Annotated in this window: 17 protein-coding genes; 6 read left to right on the plus strand and 11 right to left on the minus strand. The window is 61.3% G+C overall.

Features of this window, described 5'->3' with window-relative positions; translation table 11 throughout:
* Positions 1-6: 6 nt before the first annotated feature.
* Both flgF and IB272_RS02570 read right to left on the minus strand, forming a co-directional pair.
* The gene (gene flgF / locus IB272_RS02565; RefSeq protein WP_034796916.1) at positions 7-732 is read right to left on the minus strand and encodes a flagellar basal-body rod protein FlgF; all 726 of its coding nucleotides are present in this window, start codon (positions 730-732) and stop codon (positions 7-9) included.
* Positions 733-734: 2 nt separating this feature from the next.
* Positions 735-1,514, minus strand: a complete 780-nt coding sequence (locus IB272_RS02570) for a DUF1217 domain-containing protein (protein WP_034796919.1) — start codon at positions 1,512-1,514, stop codon at positions 735-737.
* Positions 1,515-1,696: 182 nt separating this feature from the next.
* On the opposite strand from IB272_RS02570, the gene motA reads away from it, so the two are divergent.
* The 6 genes from motA to IB272_RS02600 all read left to right on the plus strand — a co-directional run bounded on the left by motA (position 1,697) and on the right by IB272_RS02600 (position 6,966).
* Complete coding sequence (gene motA / locus IB272_RS02575; RefSeq protein WP_034796921.1) at positions 1,697-2,575, plus strand: flagellar motor stator protein MotA; 879 nt, start codon at positions 1,697-1,699, stop codon at positions 2,573-2,575.
* A 4-nt stretch (positions 2,576-2,579) separates the two neighbouring features.
* Positions 2,580-3,515 (plus strand): FliM/FliN family flagellar motor switch protein, encoded by a 936-nt coding sequence (locus IB272_RS02580; RefSeq protein ID WP_034797578.1) that lies wholly within the window; start codon positions 2,580-2,582, stop codon positions 3,513-3,515.
* A 60-nt stretch (positions 3,516-3,575) separates the two neighbouring features.
* Positions 3,576-4,184: a flagellar motor switch protein FliN gene (gene fliN / locus IB272_RS02585; RefSeq protein ID WP_034796923.1), complete on the plus strand. Its 609-nt coding sequence runs from the start codon at positions 3,576-3,578 to the stop codon at positions 4,182-4,184.
* 29 nt (positions 4,185-4,213) lie between these two features.
* Positions 4,214-5,245 (plus strand): flagellar motor switch protein FliG, encoded by a 1,032-nt coding sequence (fliG, locus tag IB272_RS02590; protein WP_034796925.1) that lies wholly within the window; start codon positions 4,214-4,216, stop codon positions 5,243-5,245.
* Between the two features lie 198 nt (positions 5,246-5,443).
* The gene (gene flhB / locus IB272_RS02595; RefSeq protein ID WP_034796927.1) at positions 5,444-6,520 is read left to right on the plus strand and encodes a flagellar biosynthesis protein FlhB; all 1,077 of its coding nucleotides are present in this window, start codon (positions 5,444-5,446) and stop codon (positions 6,518-6,520) included.
* 5 nt (positions 6,521-6,525) lie between these two features.
* Positions 6,526-6,966 carry a hypothetical protein gene (locus IB272_RS02600; protein WP_043613045.1) on the plus strand — a complete coding sequence of 147 codons (441 nt, stop codon included), beginning with the start codon at positions 6,526-6,528 and terminating at the stop codon, positions 6,964-6,966.
* A 106-nt stretch (positions 6,967-7,072) separates the two neighbouring features.
* On the opposite strand, the gene IB272_RS02605 is transcribed toward IB272_RS02600, so the two are convergent.
* The 9 genes from IB272_RS02605 to IB272_RS02645 form a co-directional block, all read right to left on the minus strand.
* A complete protein-coding gene (locus tag IB272_RS02605) occupies positions 7,073-7,819 on the minus strand; it encodes a helix-turn-helix transcriptional regulator (protein WP_060522253.1) in 747 nt (248 codons plus the stop codon).
* 12 nt (positions 7,820-7,831) lie between these two features.
* A complete protein-coding gene (locus tag IB272_RS02610) occupies positions 7,832-8,572 on the minus strand; it encodes a helix-turn-helix domain-containing protein (RefSeq protein WP_034796931.1) in 741 nt (246 codons plus the stop codon).
* 842 nt (positions 8,573-9,414) lie between these two features.
* Positions 9,415-11,091: a flagellar basal-body MS-ring/collar protein FliF gene (gene fliF / locus IB272_RS02615; RefSeq protein WP_034796933.1), complete on the minus strand. Its 1,677-nt coding sequence runs from the start codon at positions 11,089-11,091 to the stop codon at positions 9,415-9,417.
* Between the two features lie 359 nt (positions 11,092-11,450).
* Positions 11,451-11,843: a hypothetical protein gene (locus tag IB272_RS02620; protein WP_034796935.1), complete on the minus strand. Its 393-nt coding sequence runs from the start codon at positions 11,841-11,843 to the stop codon at positions 11,451-11,453.
* 73 nt (positions 11,844-11,916) lie between these two features.
* Entirely contained in the window at positions 11,917-12,471 is a 555-nt protein-coding gene (gene cheD, locus IB272_RS02625) for a chemoreceptor glutamine deamidase CheD (protein ID WP_034796938.1), read from the minus strand.
* On the minus strand, positions 12,468-12,857 hold the full coding sequence (locus IB272_RS02630) for a response regulator (protein WP_025425902.1): 390 nt from the start codon (positions 12,855-12,857) through the stop codon (positions 12,468-12,470). The genes cheD and IB272_RS02630 overlap by 4 nt, the downstream gene beginning before the upstream one ends.
* The gene (locus tag IB272_RS02635; RefSeq protein ID WP_034796943.1) at positions 12,857-13,915 is read right to left on the minus strand and encodes a chemotaxis response regulator protein-glutamate methylesterase; all 1,059 of its coding nucleotides are present in this window, start codon (positions 13,913-13,915) and stop codon (positions 12,857-12,859) included. The genes IB272_RS02630 and IB272_RS02635 overlap by 1 nt, the downstream gene beginning before the upstream one ends.
* Positions 13,912-14,820, minus strand: coding sequence for a protein-glutamate O-methyltransferase (locus tag IB272_RS02640; protein ID WP_060581896.1), 909 nt, complete (start codon positions 14,818-14,820; stop codon positions 13,912-13,914). The genes IB272_RS02635 and IB272_RS02640 overlap by 4 nt, the downstream gene beginning before the upstream one ends.
* Positions 14,817-15,287 carry a chemotaxis protein CheW gene (locus tag IB272_RS02645; protein WP_034796948.1) on the minus strand — a complete coding sequence of 157 codons (471 nt, stop codon included), beginning with the start codon at positions 15,285-15,287 and terminating at the stop codon, positions 14,817-14,819. Before IB272_RS02645 ends, IB272_RS02640 begins: the two co-directional genes overlap by 4 nt.
* Between the last annotated feature and the right edge of the window lies 1 nt (position 15,288).

Below are 15,288 nucleotides of genomic sequence, written 5' to 3' on the forward strand. Positions count from 1 at the left end.
CACAGATTAGCGGCTGCCGCCAAGCGTCTTGACCGCTTCTTCGAGCGATCCTTCGCTGTCGCGCAGCAGGGCGGTGATGTTGTCGAAGGCGCGGGTGACCATGATCAGCTGCGACATTTCCTGAATGGCATTGACGTTGGACTCCTCGAGGAAGCCCTGCATGACGCCGACATCGAAACGGTCGACGACCGGCTCGACCTGTGCCGCCGGCTGAACGGCGCTGTTGTCGAGACGGATGAAACCCTTGCTGAAATCGGCCTCGTAAAGGCCGAGCGAGGCGACCGCGACACCGTTCTGGTGAAGCGCACCATCGGCGCCGACGGTGATGTCGCCGCCGTTGCCGTTGAGCTGGATCGGCGCGCCGCCGGCGTCGAGAACCGGATAGCCGCGAATGGTGACGAGTTCGCCGGTATCCGTCAGCGTGAACCGCCCGTCGCGCGTCAGCGCCGGGCCGGCGGGCGTCTCGATTTGGAACCAGGCATCGCCCTTGACGGCGAAGTCGAGCGCCGAGCCGGTGCGCGTCAGCGAACCGTTGCTGGTGTTCAGGAACTCCTCGCCCTTGTTGACATAGGCAACCTTGGTCGGCTTCGTGTCGCCGAGCATCTCGTTGAACTTCACCTCGGTGCCGCGGAAGCCGACGGTGTTGGCGTTCGCGATGTTGTCGGCAAGCGTATTGAGGCGCTTTTCAAGCGCCATCTGCGACGAAATCGCGACGTAGAGACCGGTTTGCACGCTCAGTTTCCCCCGAGTTTCAGGCTGTTGATGGACAGGAGAAGATCGGAAGAAATGCCGTAGCCGCTCGATGAGCCGAAGACCGCGAGCGGATCATAACCGTCCGTTGAATTTTTGGTTTCCCAGAGCGCGGTGAACCGGTCGAGAAACTCGGCTACCTTGGTCGGGTCCTGGAAGTCCTTGAAATCGAGCGCCTGTTCATAGGTCTCGGCCTGGCGATCGACATTGGTCGCTGCGAATTCGTCGGGCAGCTGCAGCGCCGTGCGCACCACCTGGGCAATCGCCTCATCGGCGATGATGGCGTAGCCGCTGTTGATCGTCGGCGCCATGCGCGAAAAATAAAGGGCAAGCCTGACGCCGGCATTCTCTTCGCCTGCGTCCTGTTCCAAGGTCTGGCGCGTGTATTTTTCTGCGACGCCCTTCTGCGCACGGTCGAAGGATGTGGCGGCCGCGCCGTGGGCGGCAAAATTCAGCGATTCGACGAGCTGCTTGTAACGGTTGTCGGTCAGCTTGTTGGCAAAGGCATCTTCGTTGTCGACGCCTTCGGTCAGCACCTTGCGCATGAAGGCCTTGGCATAGGCCATGTCTTCCAGGCCATGCGCCTTCATCGCGTAATTGTAGAGGCGGGTATCGGCAAAGAAGTCGTCGATCGTTTTGACGTCGCCGATCTTCGACAGATAGTACGCGGTCTCGCGCGCCACATCCGGCTGCTCGGCAACGCGGGCCAGCGACTTCGTCAAGTCGGCCGTAATCAGCTTGTAGCTCGTATAGGTCGTGGTCACGATCGCTCCGCCCCTGCCGGAATGAGACAGGCAGCCCCTGAGCCTGCCCTGACAAATCCTGACCGGACAGCCTTGCGCGAACCTGTTCCGCCAGGTGGCCTTGTCGCCAGGACCGGCCAGCCTCACGCAAGGATGAAACCGTATCCCGTTAGCGGAAAATAAGATCGCGGCAGGTATCGAAAATGAATATCATCATCGGGCTTCTTGTGACGTTCGGCTGTATCCTCGGCGGCTATCTGGCGATGGGCGGCCACATGGAAGTCCTCAACCAGCCCTTCGAACTGTTGATCATCGGTGGCGCCGGCGTCGGCGGTTTCATCATGGCCAACTCCATGAAGGTGGTGAAGGATACCGGCAAGGCGCTCGGCGAAGCCTTTCGCCACAAGGTGCCGAAAGAGCGCGAATATCTCGACACGCTCGGCGTTCTCTATTCGCTGATGCGCGACCTGCGCACCAAGTCGCGCAACGAGATCGAAAGCCACATCGACAACCCCGAGGAATCTTCGATCTTCCAGTCGGCCCCGACGGTTCTGAAGAACAAGGAACTGACCGCTTTCATCTGCGATTACGTGCGCCTGATCATCATCGGCAACGCCCGTTCGCACGAGATCGAAGCGCTGATGGACGAGGAAATCCAGACCATCACCCACGACAAGATGAAGTGCTATCACGCGCTGAACACGATGGGCGACGCCTTCCCGGCGATCGGTATCGTCGCAGCCGTTCTCGGCGTCATCAAGGCGATGGGTGCTATCAGCGAGGCGCCGGAAGTTCTGGGCGCCAAGATCGCGGCCGCCCTCGTCGGCACCCTGCTCGGCGTGTTTCTCTCCTATTCGATCGTCGCGCCGCTGGTCGCCAACGTCAAATCGGTGCGCGAAAAGCAGAACCGCCTCTACATCATCGTCAAGCAGACGCTGCTTGCCTACATGAACGGTTCGGTTCCGCAGGTTGCTCTCGAATATGGCCGCAAGACCATCTCGGCCTACGAGCGTCCGTCGATCGACGCAGTCGAGCAGGAAATGATGAACCCCGGTGGCGGCGGCGAAAGCAAGGCGGCTTGATCTGATGACCTCCAACGTTCACGCATTCGACCGTAAACTTCTGGCGCGCATGACCGGCGCGCTCGGCGACGACCGGGTGATCGGCCGACTGGCCCTCGAACTCGGCCAGGTCTTCGGCGAATTCCTGCCGGATATCTGCCGAGCGGAGACGGGTCTCGACATCACCATCGGCTATGCCGGCCATCGGACAGGCATGCGCCGCGAATTGATCGCGTCGATGGGAACCGGCGTGCTCATCAGCGAGGTTTCGCTGCGTAACTGGTGCACGGACTTTCAGATCGGCTGCGACAGCCCGATCATCATCGCTCTGGTGGAGGCGCTGCTCGGCGCCGAGCCCGCCGGCATCGAAGAGCCGCAGCCGCGCGCGCTCTCCCAGATCGAGATCGACGTGGCCGTGCCGCTGTTCGAGAAGATCGCCGACGTGCTCAGGACCGCCGTCAATGCCCCCGGCGGTTTCGAGCCGATCGTCGAACGCCCGCTCAACAGCGTGGCGCGCGCCAAGCCCGATCCGATGATCGAGGACGTTCACGCCGGCGCCATCGACATGACGATCGGCTTCGGCCCCGTGCTTTCCACCTTCTCGATCATCGTTCCGCAAAGCGTGCTTCTGAAGACAACGATCGTCTTCCCCAAGGGAAGCGGACAGCAGCGCAAGGCGAAGGCCGAGTGGACGGAGCAGCTGGAAGAACAGGTTCGCCGTTCGGCGGTGACGATCGAGGCGCGCATCCGGCTCGAAAGCCTGACGCTCGACACGATCAGCCGCCTGCAACCGGGCGACGTCATTCCCTTCCTCGACGCCCAGGACGTTCGCGTCGACGTCAACGCCAATGGCCGCGACCTCTATGTCTGCGAATTCGGGCGCGCCGGATCGAAATACACGGTTCGGGTCAAGGATACGCACGGATCCGAACAGGACATCCTTCGCCACATCATGAGTTAAATCGGCCTGCCGCGCGCTCGCAGCATGCCTGAGGCAAGCTTCAACTGGAATAGTTCTCACATGGCACCCAAAAAAGCACCCATCAACGAACAGGCCGAAGTCGCTGTCGGAGACATGGAACTCGACCAGGCGATCAATGACCTGCGCGGTGTCCTGAAGCAGGATTCCGACACGCCTGATGCTTTCGGCTCCGAATTCGGCGCCGAAACGCTTGGCACGACCGATTTCGGCAGTGATTTTGGCGCACCGGCCGCTGGCGGCCTCGACGCATTCGGCGGCGATTTCGGCTCCAGCGACTTCGGCGCCGATCTCGGCGGCGCGGCCGCGACGAGCGACTTCGGCGGCACGGATTTTGCCGCGACGTCCTTCGACAGCGCTGATGTGGCCGTCGATACACCGCCCGGCAGCGGCATGAATGCCAATCTCGACCTGATCATGGACATTCCGATCGACGTCCAGATCGTGCTCGGCTCGAGCCGGATGCAGGTTTCGGGCCTCATGAACCTCAGCGAAGGCGCAACGATCGCGCTGGATCGCCGCATCGGCGAGCCGGTGGAGATCATGGTCAACGGTCGCGTGATCGGCCGTGGCGAAATTACCGTTCTCGAAGGCGACGATACCCGCTTCGGCGTCAAACTCATCGAGATCAAGGGCAATAAGAAGTCGTAGGGCCCAATGATTGGGCGAAGGATGAATCCATGATGGATTTCGAAAGTTTCGAGGCTCAGGCGCTATCAAGGCCGCTCAGCCAGACGGACAAGGCAGCGGCCGTTCTGCTTGCCATGGGCAAGGGCGTCGCCAGCAAGCTGTTGAAGTTCTTCACCCAGAGCGAGCTGCAGTCGATCATCGCCTCGGCGCAGTCGCTGCGCGCCATTCCGCCGCATGAGCTCGAAGCGCTCGTCAACGAGTTCGAAGACCTCTTCACCGAGGGTGCCGGCCTCATGGACAACGCCAAGGCGATCGAGAGCATTCTCGAAGAAGGCCTGACGCCGGACGAAGTCGATGGCCTGCTCGGCCGACGCGCCACCTTCCAGTCCTACGAAGCCAACATCTGGGATCGCCTGCAGGAGTGCGACCCGGTTGCCGTTTCCGTCCAGCTTGCCAAGGAACATGCGCAGACGATCGCTTACGTGCTGTCGATGATGCCTTCCAGCTTCGGCGCCAAGGTGCTGCTGCAGCTGTCGGAAGAACAGCGCCCGGACATCCTGAAGCGCGCCGTCAACATGAAGGACGTCAACCCGAAGGCCGCTGCGATCATCGAAAACCGCGTCATGGAAATGATCGGCGAGATGGAAGCGGAACGCAATTCGGCGGGCCCGGCCAAGATCGCCGAGGTGATGAACGAACTCGACAAGCCGCAGGTCGATACGCTGCTCGCCTCGCTCGAATCGCTCAGCACCGCCTCCGCCAACAAGGTACGCCCGAAGATCTTCCTCTTCGACGACGTGCTCTACATGCCGCAGCGCAGCCGCGTTCAGCTCTTCAACGACGTGTCGACCGACATCATCACGATGGCGCTGCGCGGCTCGACGTCGGAACTGCGCGAATCGGTACTCGCCTCGATCGGCGCGCGCCAGCGCCGCATGATCGAGTCCGATCTCGCCATGGGCGATGCCGGCATCAATCCGCGCGATATCGCCATCGCACGCCGCTCGATCACGCAGGAAGCCATCAGGTTGGCTGCGAACGGACAGCTCGAACTCAAGGAAAAGGACGTGCAGGCGGCCTGAAGCCTGCCTCCGTCTGACGAGCCGCACAAAGCGGCCGGGCTACCGCTCCCCAAAGGGTAATTTCTGTTGAGCCCCGGCGAATGCCGGGGCTCAACTCTTGCCTGGTTCCCGCGCTCGGTCCACTACAGGAGGCGCAATGCAGGGCGTATGTCCGCCGGACGCGCGTCGCTGTAGAGGAACCGGGAGCCGTCCTGTCTCATGTCGGACGATCAGGATAAAGACAGCAAAACAGAAGCCCCGTCAGAGAAGAAGATCTCCGACGCCGCCGAAAAGGGTAACGTGCCCTTTTCTCGTGAAGCCACGATGTTCGCATCGACGCTCGCGATCTACATTTTCTTCGTCTTCTTCCTGACCGACGGCGTCGCCACCCTCACCGAGGCGCTCAAGGATATCTTCGAGCAACCGGAGGCCTGGCGGCTGGAAAACGCCACCGACGTTGTGGCACTGATCACCCATCTTATCTGGAAATCGACAGCCCTGGTTGTCCCGGCTTTCGTCCTGCTCATCGTCTTCGGCGTCGGCGCCTCCATCTTCCAGAACCTGCCCGTGCCGGTTCTCGACCGCATCCAGCCAAAGCTCAATCGGGTTTCGCCGATGGCGGGGCTCAAGCGGATCTTCGGCATCCAGGGCCTGGTCGAATTCGGCAAGTCGCTGTTCAAGATCATCATCGTGTCAGTCGTCGTCGTTCTGGTGCTCTGGAACGACTATTTCGCCACGCTCGACCTGATGTTTTCTGATCCGGTCACGATGTTCTCGACGATGGCGAGCGACCTCAACGAGATAATGATCGTCATTCTGCTGTCGACCGCTGTGCTGGCGATCGCCGACCTCTTCTGGTCGCGGCACCATTGGTACACCGAACTGATGATGACCAAGCAGGAAGTGAAGGAGGAAATGAAACAGGCGCAGGGCGACCCGATCGTCAAATCGCGCCTGCGCTCGATGCAGCGCGACCGGGCGCGCAAGCGCATGATCTCGTCTGTGCCGCGCGCCACGCTCGTCATCGCCAACCCGACCCACTATGCCGTCGCCTTGCGTTATGTCCGCGAGGAGAGCGACGCCCCCGTGGTCGTAGCAATGGGCCAGGACCTGGTTGCCCTCAAAATCCGTGAGATTGCGGAGAAAAACGGTGTTCCGGTCTTCGAAGATCCGCCGCTTGCACGCTCCATGTTTGCACAAGTCTCGGTCGATAGTGTGATTCCACCGGTGTTTTACAAGGCTGTTGCCGAACTCATTCACCGGGTGCATGCGTCGCAACCAAAACGGATGACATAACTCCGATGAAAAAGTGCGAATTCTCCGAGAAGCGGGAACAGATCGTAGCTGAAGCAATTCGCCCCGTGGCGACCGAACTGCGTCTCATCGACGCCGCCGATTTCATCGCGCTATTGCGGTTCGAGTCCTATGCCAGCCTCGCTGACCTCGTCGAATCGGCAGCGGAGCTCTATTTTCTGCCCGGCACGGTCAATTTCGGCCTCGGCGGCAACTACAATCTGGATTGGGACAGCGAGCCGGAAATCGTGCTCGACCTCGAACTGAAACCCCGCGGCGTGACCATCTATGTCCGCCTGTCGCTCGGCAACGAGACGGCCGGGATCGAGATCAGCCACATCAATTTCCAGAACCCCTCGTCCGACCCGGACGAGAACACGGCCTTCCTGGCTCGGAGCCTGGCAGAGGCGAAATTCATCAAGTCCTATGAGTTGCCGCTGGCGAGCTGAAAGCACCGCTCGGACGGGTCTCGTGCGGACGTGCGATTGACGCTGGCAGGTTAAATTCCGTCGGCGCCGCTGCTCAAAAGGCCGGAGCGATCCGTCTAGTTCAGAGTCAGCTGATGTAGCCGAGGCGGATTGCCTTGGCGATCGCCTGGATGCGGTTGACCGAATCGAGCTTCGTCGTCGCCGCGCCTAGATAGGCGTTGACCGTGTGGACCGAAAGTCCCATGCGCTCGGCGATCTCTTCGCTGATGTGACCGTCGCCCGCCATCTGCAGGCAGGCGATCTCGCGGTCGCTCAAGGTTTCCGCCGGTGCGACACGCTTCTCGTCGGCCGCCAGCAGATCGGTCATGATCATGCAGCTGCGGCCGTGCAGATCGACCACCTGCTCGGTGGAGGCATCCACATAACTGCCTGCGAAGACGACATAGCCGTTGCCCTGGGCGCCGAGCCTGACGGGAAAGGCGATGCCGGAATAGGGAAGCTTGCGGCCCTTCAGGCGATGCGCGAAAGGCGCCAGCTCGGAAAGCTCTGCCGCCTGGTGCTCGCCGGCGCCGTCCCAAAGGACCGGCAGCAGCGACTGGTCGAGATGAGCGACGAGTTCTTCGCCATAGGCATTGACGAGATCATGGGCGTTCGCTTCGGCAGCGACGCCCCAGTTGTCGAGGACGCAAGTGAGCTTTCGGGCGCTGCCGGTTCCCTTGCCGTTGAGCCGCAGGACTGCAAAGTGCTTGGCGTTGATCTGACGCTGCATGGCTTGCAGGCGCGTGACCAAGGTGGCCGCTCGCGCGGCGCGGTTGCCGTTCCTCGCGAGCTTCTGCTCGTCCTCGATCCGCCCGCCGCCAAGAAAATGCGTCATCGCGCCCGTCCCTTACACAAGATTGTTGCGCACCGCGTAGGCAATCGCTTCCGACCGCGTCCTGGTCGCAGTCTTGCGCATGACGCTGGTGATGTAGTTGTTGATGGTGTTGCGCGAAATGCCGAGGATCACCGCGATCTCTTCGCTCGTCTTGCCTTCGGCAATCCAGAACAGGCACTCGAGTTCGCGCTCCGTAAGCTCGAAATCGCGGTCATGGCGGACTTCGGCGCGCGTGGTGAAGCTTGCAAGATAGCCCGCCAGCAACGTCACGTCACGCAGGCTCTCCTGCGACAGGATCACGTCTTCCGGGACCAGGAGCATCAGGGAGAAACGCAGGCGCCCGACATTGAAGGTGATCGCGCAATATTCGCGGCTGATGCCGCGCGGAAGCTCGGTATTGTCTGGCAGCGCATGAAAACACGGCTGCAACACCGCGAGGCACTTTTCCAGTTCGGTGGTCTTGGCATGAAGCGCGGTGATCACGCCGGAAAGCCGCCGGACGACGTCGAAAGGCCAGTCCGAGCAGACCACATGGTCGAGACCGCTGTCCTGTGACAGATCATAGCGCGCCAACAGATAATGGCTTGCGCCGACATATTCCGTCAGCGCCGAAAGGCCGCTTCCGAGAGCACCGCGCCCGGCGACTTCGCCCAGTCGTCGCAAAAGCTGCTCGCGCGAAAACCCGCCGCCGCGTGCGCGTGTCGGTGCCGTCGGCAAAGGCCAGACAGCAATGTCTGCTTGCGAAATGTCCATGAGTTCAGCCCCTGTGCCGGATCCACATCCCGGAACTGCATTTGCGCTGCCGCCGCCAACAGCCGGCCGAAGCCGAATATCACCACCAGTCGCAGATCAGGACACGAATCAACTGCTAAAAATGTACATCGACGCGAGAAAAAAAACATCGCCGTCTTCTGGCTATTTACTTCGTGCCGCTGGCATGTCGCGATTCGCGATCAGTCACCCCTGCCAACGCCCCTGCGCCACTGCCAGAACCGGCGCGGCATCGCAACACATTGAAAAACAGAGATTTTTCTCCTGAAAATCCGCAATTTCCGCGCCTCAGGCGGGATCCAATGCAGCGTTGCAAGTGGAAAATACCGGAATTTCATCCCAAAAAAGGACGGTTCTTCGCGTACAGAGAATTTCGAATTCGCGCGATATTATACTTTGTTTTCATAGCTGTTGCTCAAATGCACCAGCCTATTTTCAGACAACGCTCATTTTACCGATATATAAATTGTGAAGGACATAGAATTAATTTCGACCATAACAAAGATATATTTCGATTGAACTCTGTATTGCTCGAATCCGTCATAGTAGATGACACAGCACAATGCACGTCATGCGGGCGCGCGGAATCTATAAATTAAGATATCGTTAAAATATTACCATCCGGGATTCCACCGGGACTCACGCGAGCTCCCTTCGAAACTTGAAGCAATTTTGAAGCCAGATGAAAACCGGCGGCCGGACTCCCGCAATATTTGCTCCGAACATCGAAATCCACCGCAAGCGCGATCACAGGCAGCGGGGACAAGAAAAATCCCGCCACGAGGGCGGGATTTGCAAGAAATTCCAAAGCTGTTTTCTGAGTGTCAGGCCGCCTTGTCGAGTGCCCACTTGCGCAGGATCTTCGCCGCGCGCTCTTCGCTGATCTCGACCATGCGGGCCAGGCGCCGCTCCGGCCCTTCCTTGACGCGGCGGTTGAAGCCGCCGCTGTCGTCGCCCATGCTGAGCAGGTCGTCGGTGCTGTCGAAGCCGAAGTCCGAGCCGAAGCCGTCCATGAGCGCGCCACCGGCACCGGCATTGGCCGGAGAGAAGTCGGGCAGTTCGAGGCCGGCTGCTTCGCCCTGGATCTGACCGGCACCGCCACCGAGACCGAGCTGGCGTGCCAGCGGCCGCATGCCCATCCAGACCACCAGGAAGGCGACGACGATGAAGGCGAGCGCGTTGATGATACCGCCGAGATTGCGAGTGAGCGTCTCCATCACACCCGGACCGGCAACCGCCTGGTCGAGCAGCTGCGTCTCGACGAAGTCCATGGCGGTCAGGGTCACGACGTCGCCGCGGTTGGTATCGAGTCCGGCAGCCGAAGCGACGATCTTCTGCATGTCAGCGAGATAGGCGTCGATCTTGGCCTGATCGGCCGGTTCGCCGACCATCGCTGCCAGGCGGCCGCGGTTGACGACGACGGCAACGGAGAGCCGCTCGACCGTATAGCTGTTCTTGACGGTGGCGATCGTCTTGCTGTTGATCTCGTAGTTGGTCTGCTCTTCCTTCTTCTCGGCCTGGTCGCTCGACTGCGGGCCGGCACCGCCCTTCGGGGCGGCCTGAGGAATGTTCTGCTGCACCGTCGCTGCATTGTCCGGTTGCTGCTGGCTGGACTTCTGCTCTTCCTTGGTCACGCGGGTAGAGCGTTCGACCCGCGATTCCGGATCGAACACCGTTTCCTGGATCTGCTGCGTGTCGGTGTTCAGACGTGCCGTGACGCTCGAACGGAAGTTGTCCATGCCGAGGAACGGAGCGAGCGCGTTGTCGATCTTCTTCTCAAGCTCGGTCTGGACGTTCTGGACGACGCCGAGCGACTGGTTGAGGGCGCTGTTGGCCGGATCGTCGCCCGATGCGAGAAGCTGCCCGGTCGAATCGAGCACGGTCACGTCATCGACGTCGAGCCCCGGCACGGACGAGGCGACGAGATGACGGATCGAAGCGGCGGCGCTGCGGCCGACCGTGGCGCTGGCGCGAATCATGACCGAGGCGGTGGGGTTCTGGTCTGCCTTGCGGAAGCTGCCGCGCTCCGGCATCACGATGTGGACGCGGGCGGCGGCGATACCGGAAATCTGCTGGATGGTGCGGCCGATTTCGCCTTCGAGGGCACGCACGCGGGTCACTTCCTGCATGAAGGAGGTGAGGCCGAGCGAGCCGACATTGTCGAAGAGTTCATAACCGGCATTGGCGCTGCTCGGCAGGCCACGCTCGGCGAGCAGCAGGCGCGCCTTGCTGGTCATGCCAACGGGAACCTGCAGACTAGCGCCGTCAGCCCCGACATTGAAGTCGATGTTGGCCTCGGCCAGCGCGATGCTGATCTGGGTGACATCACTGCGTTCGAGCCCGACATAGAGCGTCTCGAACGAGGGTCTGTTGACGTAAATTCCGGCCCCGAGCACCATGCCGACCGCGACAATGCCAGCCGCCGCCAACGCGATAAGCTTGCCTTGCCCGAGACTGCTCAGGTTCTTCGTGAACGTCGAGAGTTGATCCAACAGACTCATTCTGTTTCCGCACCCAGTATCGCAAGGTCAACGGGCCGATCATCGGCCGAGCGCCCTGCGCAGTTCCAACATTCGGGTTTTCTGGGTATCGACATGCCGAGTATCGACTTCCAATGCGCGCGAATCCACCAGTCCCGATCCGGACCGTAGGAAACGAAACTTGCGCGAACTTGGCTTGATGCGCCCGACCGAAGCGGCGGAGGCGCCGCCGCAAAACTTATCCACTGGGGCGAAACGGACCGTCGGACGCAGCCAAACCTGCGCGCAAAGTCGCGGCCGCGTCAGAATTCTGTACAGCAAGCCATTGATTTTAATAGGATGTTTCTTGAACCCGCGTCCTGCGAGGCTCTCTGGGAGCGTCAGAACGCTTCGAAATCACCGGCCGCCTTCGTCAGCGGTTGGGAGTGGCCGTGGCGCAACATGCCGTTGCCAAGTGCCTTTTTCATATCGGCAAGCTTTACCAGATTGACGGCCGTGGTGACGTCGACCATCCAGGCGTCCGGGATCGATGCGGTAATCGTGTCGATGAACTCGGCCAGCCCGCGGGTCTTCTGCACGGCAAGGTCGATGCCCTGCAGCACCATCATCTTGTCGGGATTGGCAAGCGCATCGGCGCCGTGGTCACCGGCCAGTTGCGGCTCGATCCGCTCGATCAGATAGGCGACGTCATGCAATTCGGTGACGATGCGCATCAGCACTTCGGGGAGCGCTTCTTCCACGTGCGGCATGTGGCCCAGGTAGTCGGTCTGCATGTGTATGTCTCACGTGGCTCGGGGCTGCGGTAGAAGTCGTATTTCAGGCCTGCGAGGCGTCTGCCTCGCAGCATCAGAAGAATTCGATGGAGCTTTCGGCCGGCTTCGGCGCGACGATCGGGCGTTCCTCCAGTTGCACCGTGCGCTGCGTCTCGACGCCGGTCAGGGCGTATTGCCGGGCGCGGCCAGACGACGGCCAGTATTCGAGCTTGCGGCCGTGCTCGCCGCCCGTGCTCTCGCCGACGATGCGTATGCCCTCGTCGAGCAGGAACTGGCGCGCGAAGGCGGCGTTCTGTTCGCCGACATTGGAAAACCGCGCGATCGTCTTGGCGCCGCCGAAGATCTTGGCTTCGAGACGATCTCGCCGGGCGCCCTGTTTCAGGAGACCGTTGATGAGCAATTCCATGAGGTGGACCCCGTAGCGGGTCGCGTCGCCGCCGGACATGGGCGACGTCGCGGAACCTGGCAGCAGGAAGTGATTCATGCCGCCGACGCCGGCCACGGGATCGCGCATGCAGGCTGCCACACAGGAACCGAGAATGGTCGACAGCACGATGTTCGGATCGTTGAAGACCTTGTACTCACCCTGGATGACATGCACGCGCTTGCCGGCGGCTTCCATGTTCATTTGAGCGCCCCGAATACGGCTTCGATCGCAGCCTTCATCTTTTCGATGGTGAAGGGCTTGGCCAGAACGTTGTTGGCACCGAGGGCCGCTGCCTTCTGAACCAGGGCACGGTCGCCCTGGGCCGTCAGGATGATGAAGGCCGCCTTCTTGGTCGCCGGGTTGGAGCGGACCGCCTGCAGCAGGCCGAGCCCGTCCATCTTCGGCATGTTGAAGTCGGAGATCACCAGGTGGTGCGGGTTCTGAGCCATGATCTTCATGCCCTGCTCCCCGTCACCGGCGGCGGTGATCTGCTTGAAGCCGAGCTGCTGCAGGGCGTCACCCAGGAGCAGGCGGCTCGTCACCTGATCGTCGACGATCAGAACTTTGATTTTTTCGGCGATGGACATTATTCGCTTCCTTCCTTGCGGAGCGCCGCTGCTTTCAGGACCTCCTCCCCGATGGATCCGAGGGGGAGCTGGGTTTCAACGGCGCCCAATTCATAGGCGACTCTCGGCATGCCGTAGACGACACATGTCTTTTCGTTCTGGCCGAAGGTCTTTGCTCCGGCATGCCGCATTTTCAGGAGACCGGAGGCGCCGTCGCGCCCCATGCCGGTCAGAATGACACCGATCGCATTGCGTCCGGCAAGCTCGGCGACCGAATCGAACAGCACGTCGACCGAAGGCCGATGCCCGTTGACCGGGTCGCGGTCCACCAGGCGGCAGCAGGGTGCCGTCGGGTTGGCGACCTGCAGATGGCGCTCGCCACCGGGCGCCAGGTAGACCTTGCCGATTTCGAGCCGCGCGCCGTCCGTCGCTTCCTGCACCGCCGGCGCGCAGAGACGGTTCAGCCGCTCCGCGAAGCTCTTGGTGAAGGTGTGCGGCATGTGCTGCGTGATGACCGTCGGCGGGCAATTGGCCGGGAACTTCTGGAGCACCGTGATCAGGGCTTCAACGCCGCCTGTCGAGGCGCCGATGGCGATGATCTTGCGGCCGGCCCGGTACTCGGACGCCGTATTCGCATTGGCCGGAGCCGGCGCCGCGACCTTATTGCCGGTGATGATGAACTTGCGCTGCGAGCGGGCGGCCGCCTTTACCTTGTCGACGAGGCCGGCAAAGGGATGGGGATCGCCCGGATGCGGCTTGCCGACACAATCGAAGGCGCCGATCTCGAGTGCTGCGATCGTGGCTTCAGCGCCCTTGTGGGTAAGCGTCGAGACCATGATGACCGGCATCGGCCGCAACCGCATGATCTTGTCGAGGAATTCGAGGCCGTTCATGTTCGGCATTTCGATGTCGAGGGTGACGACATCGGGATCGAGTTGCTTGATCGCCTGGCGCGCTTCCATGGCGTCGGCCGCCTGGCCGACGACGGTCACGTCTGGATCCGCGTTGAGCACGGCTGTAATCAGGCCACGCATCGTGGCGGAGTCGTCAACGACGAGAACGCGAGCGGGAGTGGTCATGCCCGTCCTCCATGAAATTTGCCGGTGTGGCGGTAGGTGGTGATGCCGATGTTGTCGAAGTGCGCCTTCGCGTCACCGGACACCCGTTCGGAATGGCCGATATAAAGGTGACCATCGGTGTTCAGCATGCCGGCGAAGCGCGACCAGATCTTCATCTGCGTCGGCTCGTCGAAATAGATGACGACGTTGCGGCAGAAGATAACGTCGAACGGCCCCTTGAACGGCCATTGCGCCATCAGGTTCAGTTCGTTGAAGGTGATCAGCCGCTTGACCCGATCGTCGACCTGCCACTTGAAGCGGCCGCCGCTGTTGACCTCGGAGAAATATTGCTTCCGCATGGCCGGATTGACGGTTTCGAGCGCAGTTGCGTCGTAGGCACCGGCGCGGGCGAGCGCCAGGATCTTCGGGTCGATGTCGGTTGCCAGGATCCGGAAGTCGTAGTCGGCCGCATTCGGCAGCAGCGACAGGACAGTCAGTGCGATCGAATAGGGCTCCTGGCCGTCCGAGCAGGCGGCCGACCAGATGCGCACCCGGCCGCCGGCCTTAGCGCGCGCGATCAGCTCCGGCAGCACGTCGGTCTTCAGGTGCTCGAAGTGATGGTTCTCGCGGAAGAACCGCGTGAAGTTGGTGGTCAGATGCGAAAGCATGTCGCGCCGCGCGGCCGCACCGGCGGGCGAAGCGACCAGCTGGCAATATTCGCGGAAGCCCTTGAGCCCGAGATTACGGATATGCTTCGACAGCCGCGAATAAACAAGCGACGCCTTGGTCTCGTTGAGATAGATGCCGGCATCCGCATAGATCATCGCAGCGATCTCGGTAAGATCGCGGCGGGTCAACGGATACTCGCCGCTCGCCAGGCACTCGTCCGGCGACAGTTTCTGTTCAGCGATGGGCTGACTTCTCATGCGGCTTCCCTTTCTTCCTGCGGGAAGATCGCTTCGAGTTCAATGAGACAGATCATCCGGCCTTCGATCGCAAGCACACCGCGCGCGAAGCTCTTTTCGAACTCCGACGAGATGACATCCGGCGTCGGCTGGATCTTGTCGTCTGTAATCGTCAGGATGTCGGAGACGGCGTCGACCAGAAGGCCGACGACCTGGCTCTTGACCTGCGCGACGATGATGACGTGACGCACGGTCGGGTCGGCCGGTGTCATGCCGAGCCGGGCCGAGAGATCGACGATCGGCAACACCGCACCGCGAAGGTTGATGACACCGAGCACATAAGATGGCGCATGCGGCATGGATGTCGCAGGCGTCCAGCCACGGATCTCGCGCACCTGCATGATGTTTACGCAGAATTCCTGATCGCCGACGCGGAAAGCGATCAGCTCCCGTCCGTCCGTGGTCAGATTTTTTGCGGCATAGGTCATT

It is taken from the genome of Ensifer sp. ENS08 (assembly GCF_014852195.1).
In the GTDB taxonomy this organism is placed as follows: Bacteria; Pseudomonadota; Alphaproteobacteria; order Rhizobiales; family Rhizobiaceae; genus Ensifer; species Ensifer adhaerens.

What these genes read in the sequence shown, in the direction of transcription:
- motA (WP_034796921.1), top strand. Translation starts at nt 1,697, where the DNA reads ATGAATATCATCATCGGGCTTCTTGTGACGTTCGGCTGTATCCTCGGC.
- IB272_RS02580 (WP_034797578.1), top strand. Translation starts at nt 2,580, where the DNA reads ATGACCTCCAACGTTCACGCATTCGACCGTAAACTTCTGGCGCGCATG.
- fliN (WP_034796923.1), top strand. Translation starts at nt 3,576, where the DNA reads ATGGCACCCAAAAAAGCACCCATCAACGAACAGGCCGAAGTCGCTGTC.
- fliG (WP_034796925.1), top strand. Translation starts at nt 4,214, where the DNA reads ATGATGGATTTCGAAAGTTTCGAGGCTCAGGCGCTATCAAGGCCGCTC.
- flhB (WP_034796927.1), top strand. Translation starts at nt 5,444, where the DNA reads ATGTCGGACGATCAGGATAAAGACAGCAAAACAGAAGCCCCGTCAGAG.
- IB272_RS02600 (WP_043613045.1), top strand. Translation starts at nt 6,526, where the DNA reads ATGAAAAAGTGCGAATTCTCCGAGAAGCGGGAACAGATCGTAGCTGAA.
- IB272_RS02605 (WP_060522253.1), bottom strand. Translation starts at nt 7,819, where the DNA reads ATGACGCATTTTCTTGGCGGCGGGCGGATCGAGGACGAGCAGAAGCTC.
- IB272_RS02610 (WP_034796931.1), bottom strand. Translation starts at nt 8,572, where the DNA reads ATGGACATTTCGCAAGCAGACATTGCTGTCTGGCCTTTGCCGACGGCA.
- fliF (WP_034796933.1), bottom strand. Translation starts at nt 11,091, where the DNA reads ATGAGTCTGTTGGATCAACTCTCGACGTTCACGAAGAACCTGAGCAGT.
- IB272_RS02620 (WP_034796935.1), bottom strand. Translation starts at nt 11,843, where the DNA reads ATGCAGACCGACTACCTGGGCCACATGCCGCACGTGGAAGAAGCGCTC.
- cheD (WP_034796938.1), bottom strand. Translation starts at nt 12,471, where the DNA reads ATGAACATGGAAGCCGCCGGCAAGCGCGTGCATGTCATCCAGGGTGAG.
- IB272_RS02630 (WP_025425902.1), bottom strand. Translation starts at nt 12,857, where the DNA reads ATGTCCATCGCCGAAAAAATCAAAGTTCTGATCGTCGACGATCAGGTG.
- IB272_RS02635 (WP_034796943.1), bottom strand. Translation starts at nt 13,915, where the DNA reads ATGACCACTCCCGCTCGCGTTCTCGTCGTTGACGACTCCGCCACGATG.
- IB272_RS02640 (WP_060581896.1), bottom strand. Translation starts at nt 14,820, where the DNA reads ATGAGAAGTCAGCCCATCGCTGAACAGAAACTGTCGCCGGACGAGTGC.
- IB272_RS02645 (WP_034796948.1), bottom strand. Translation starts at nt 15,287, where the DNA reads ATGACCTATGCCGCAAAAAATCTGACCACGGACGGACGGGAGCTGATC.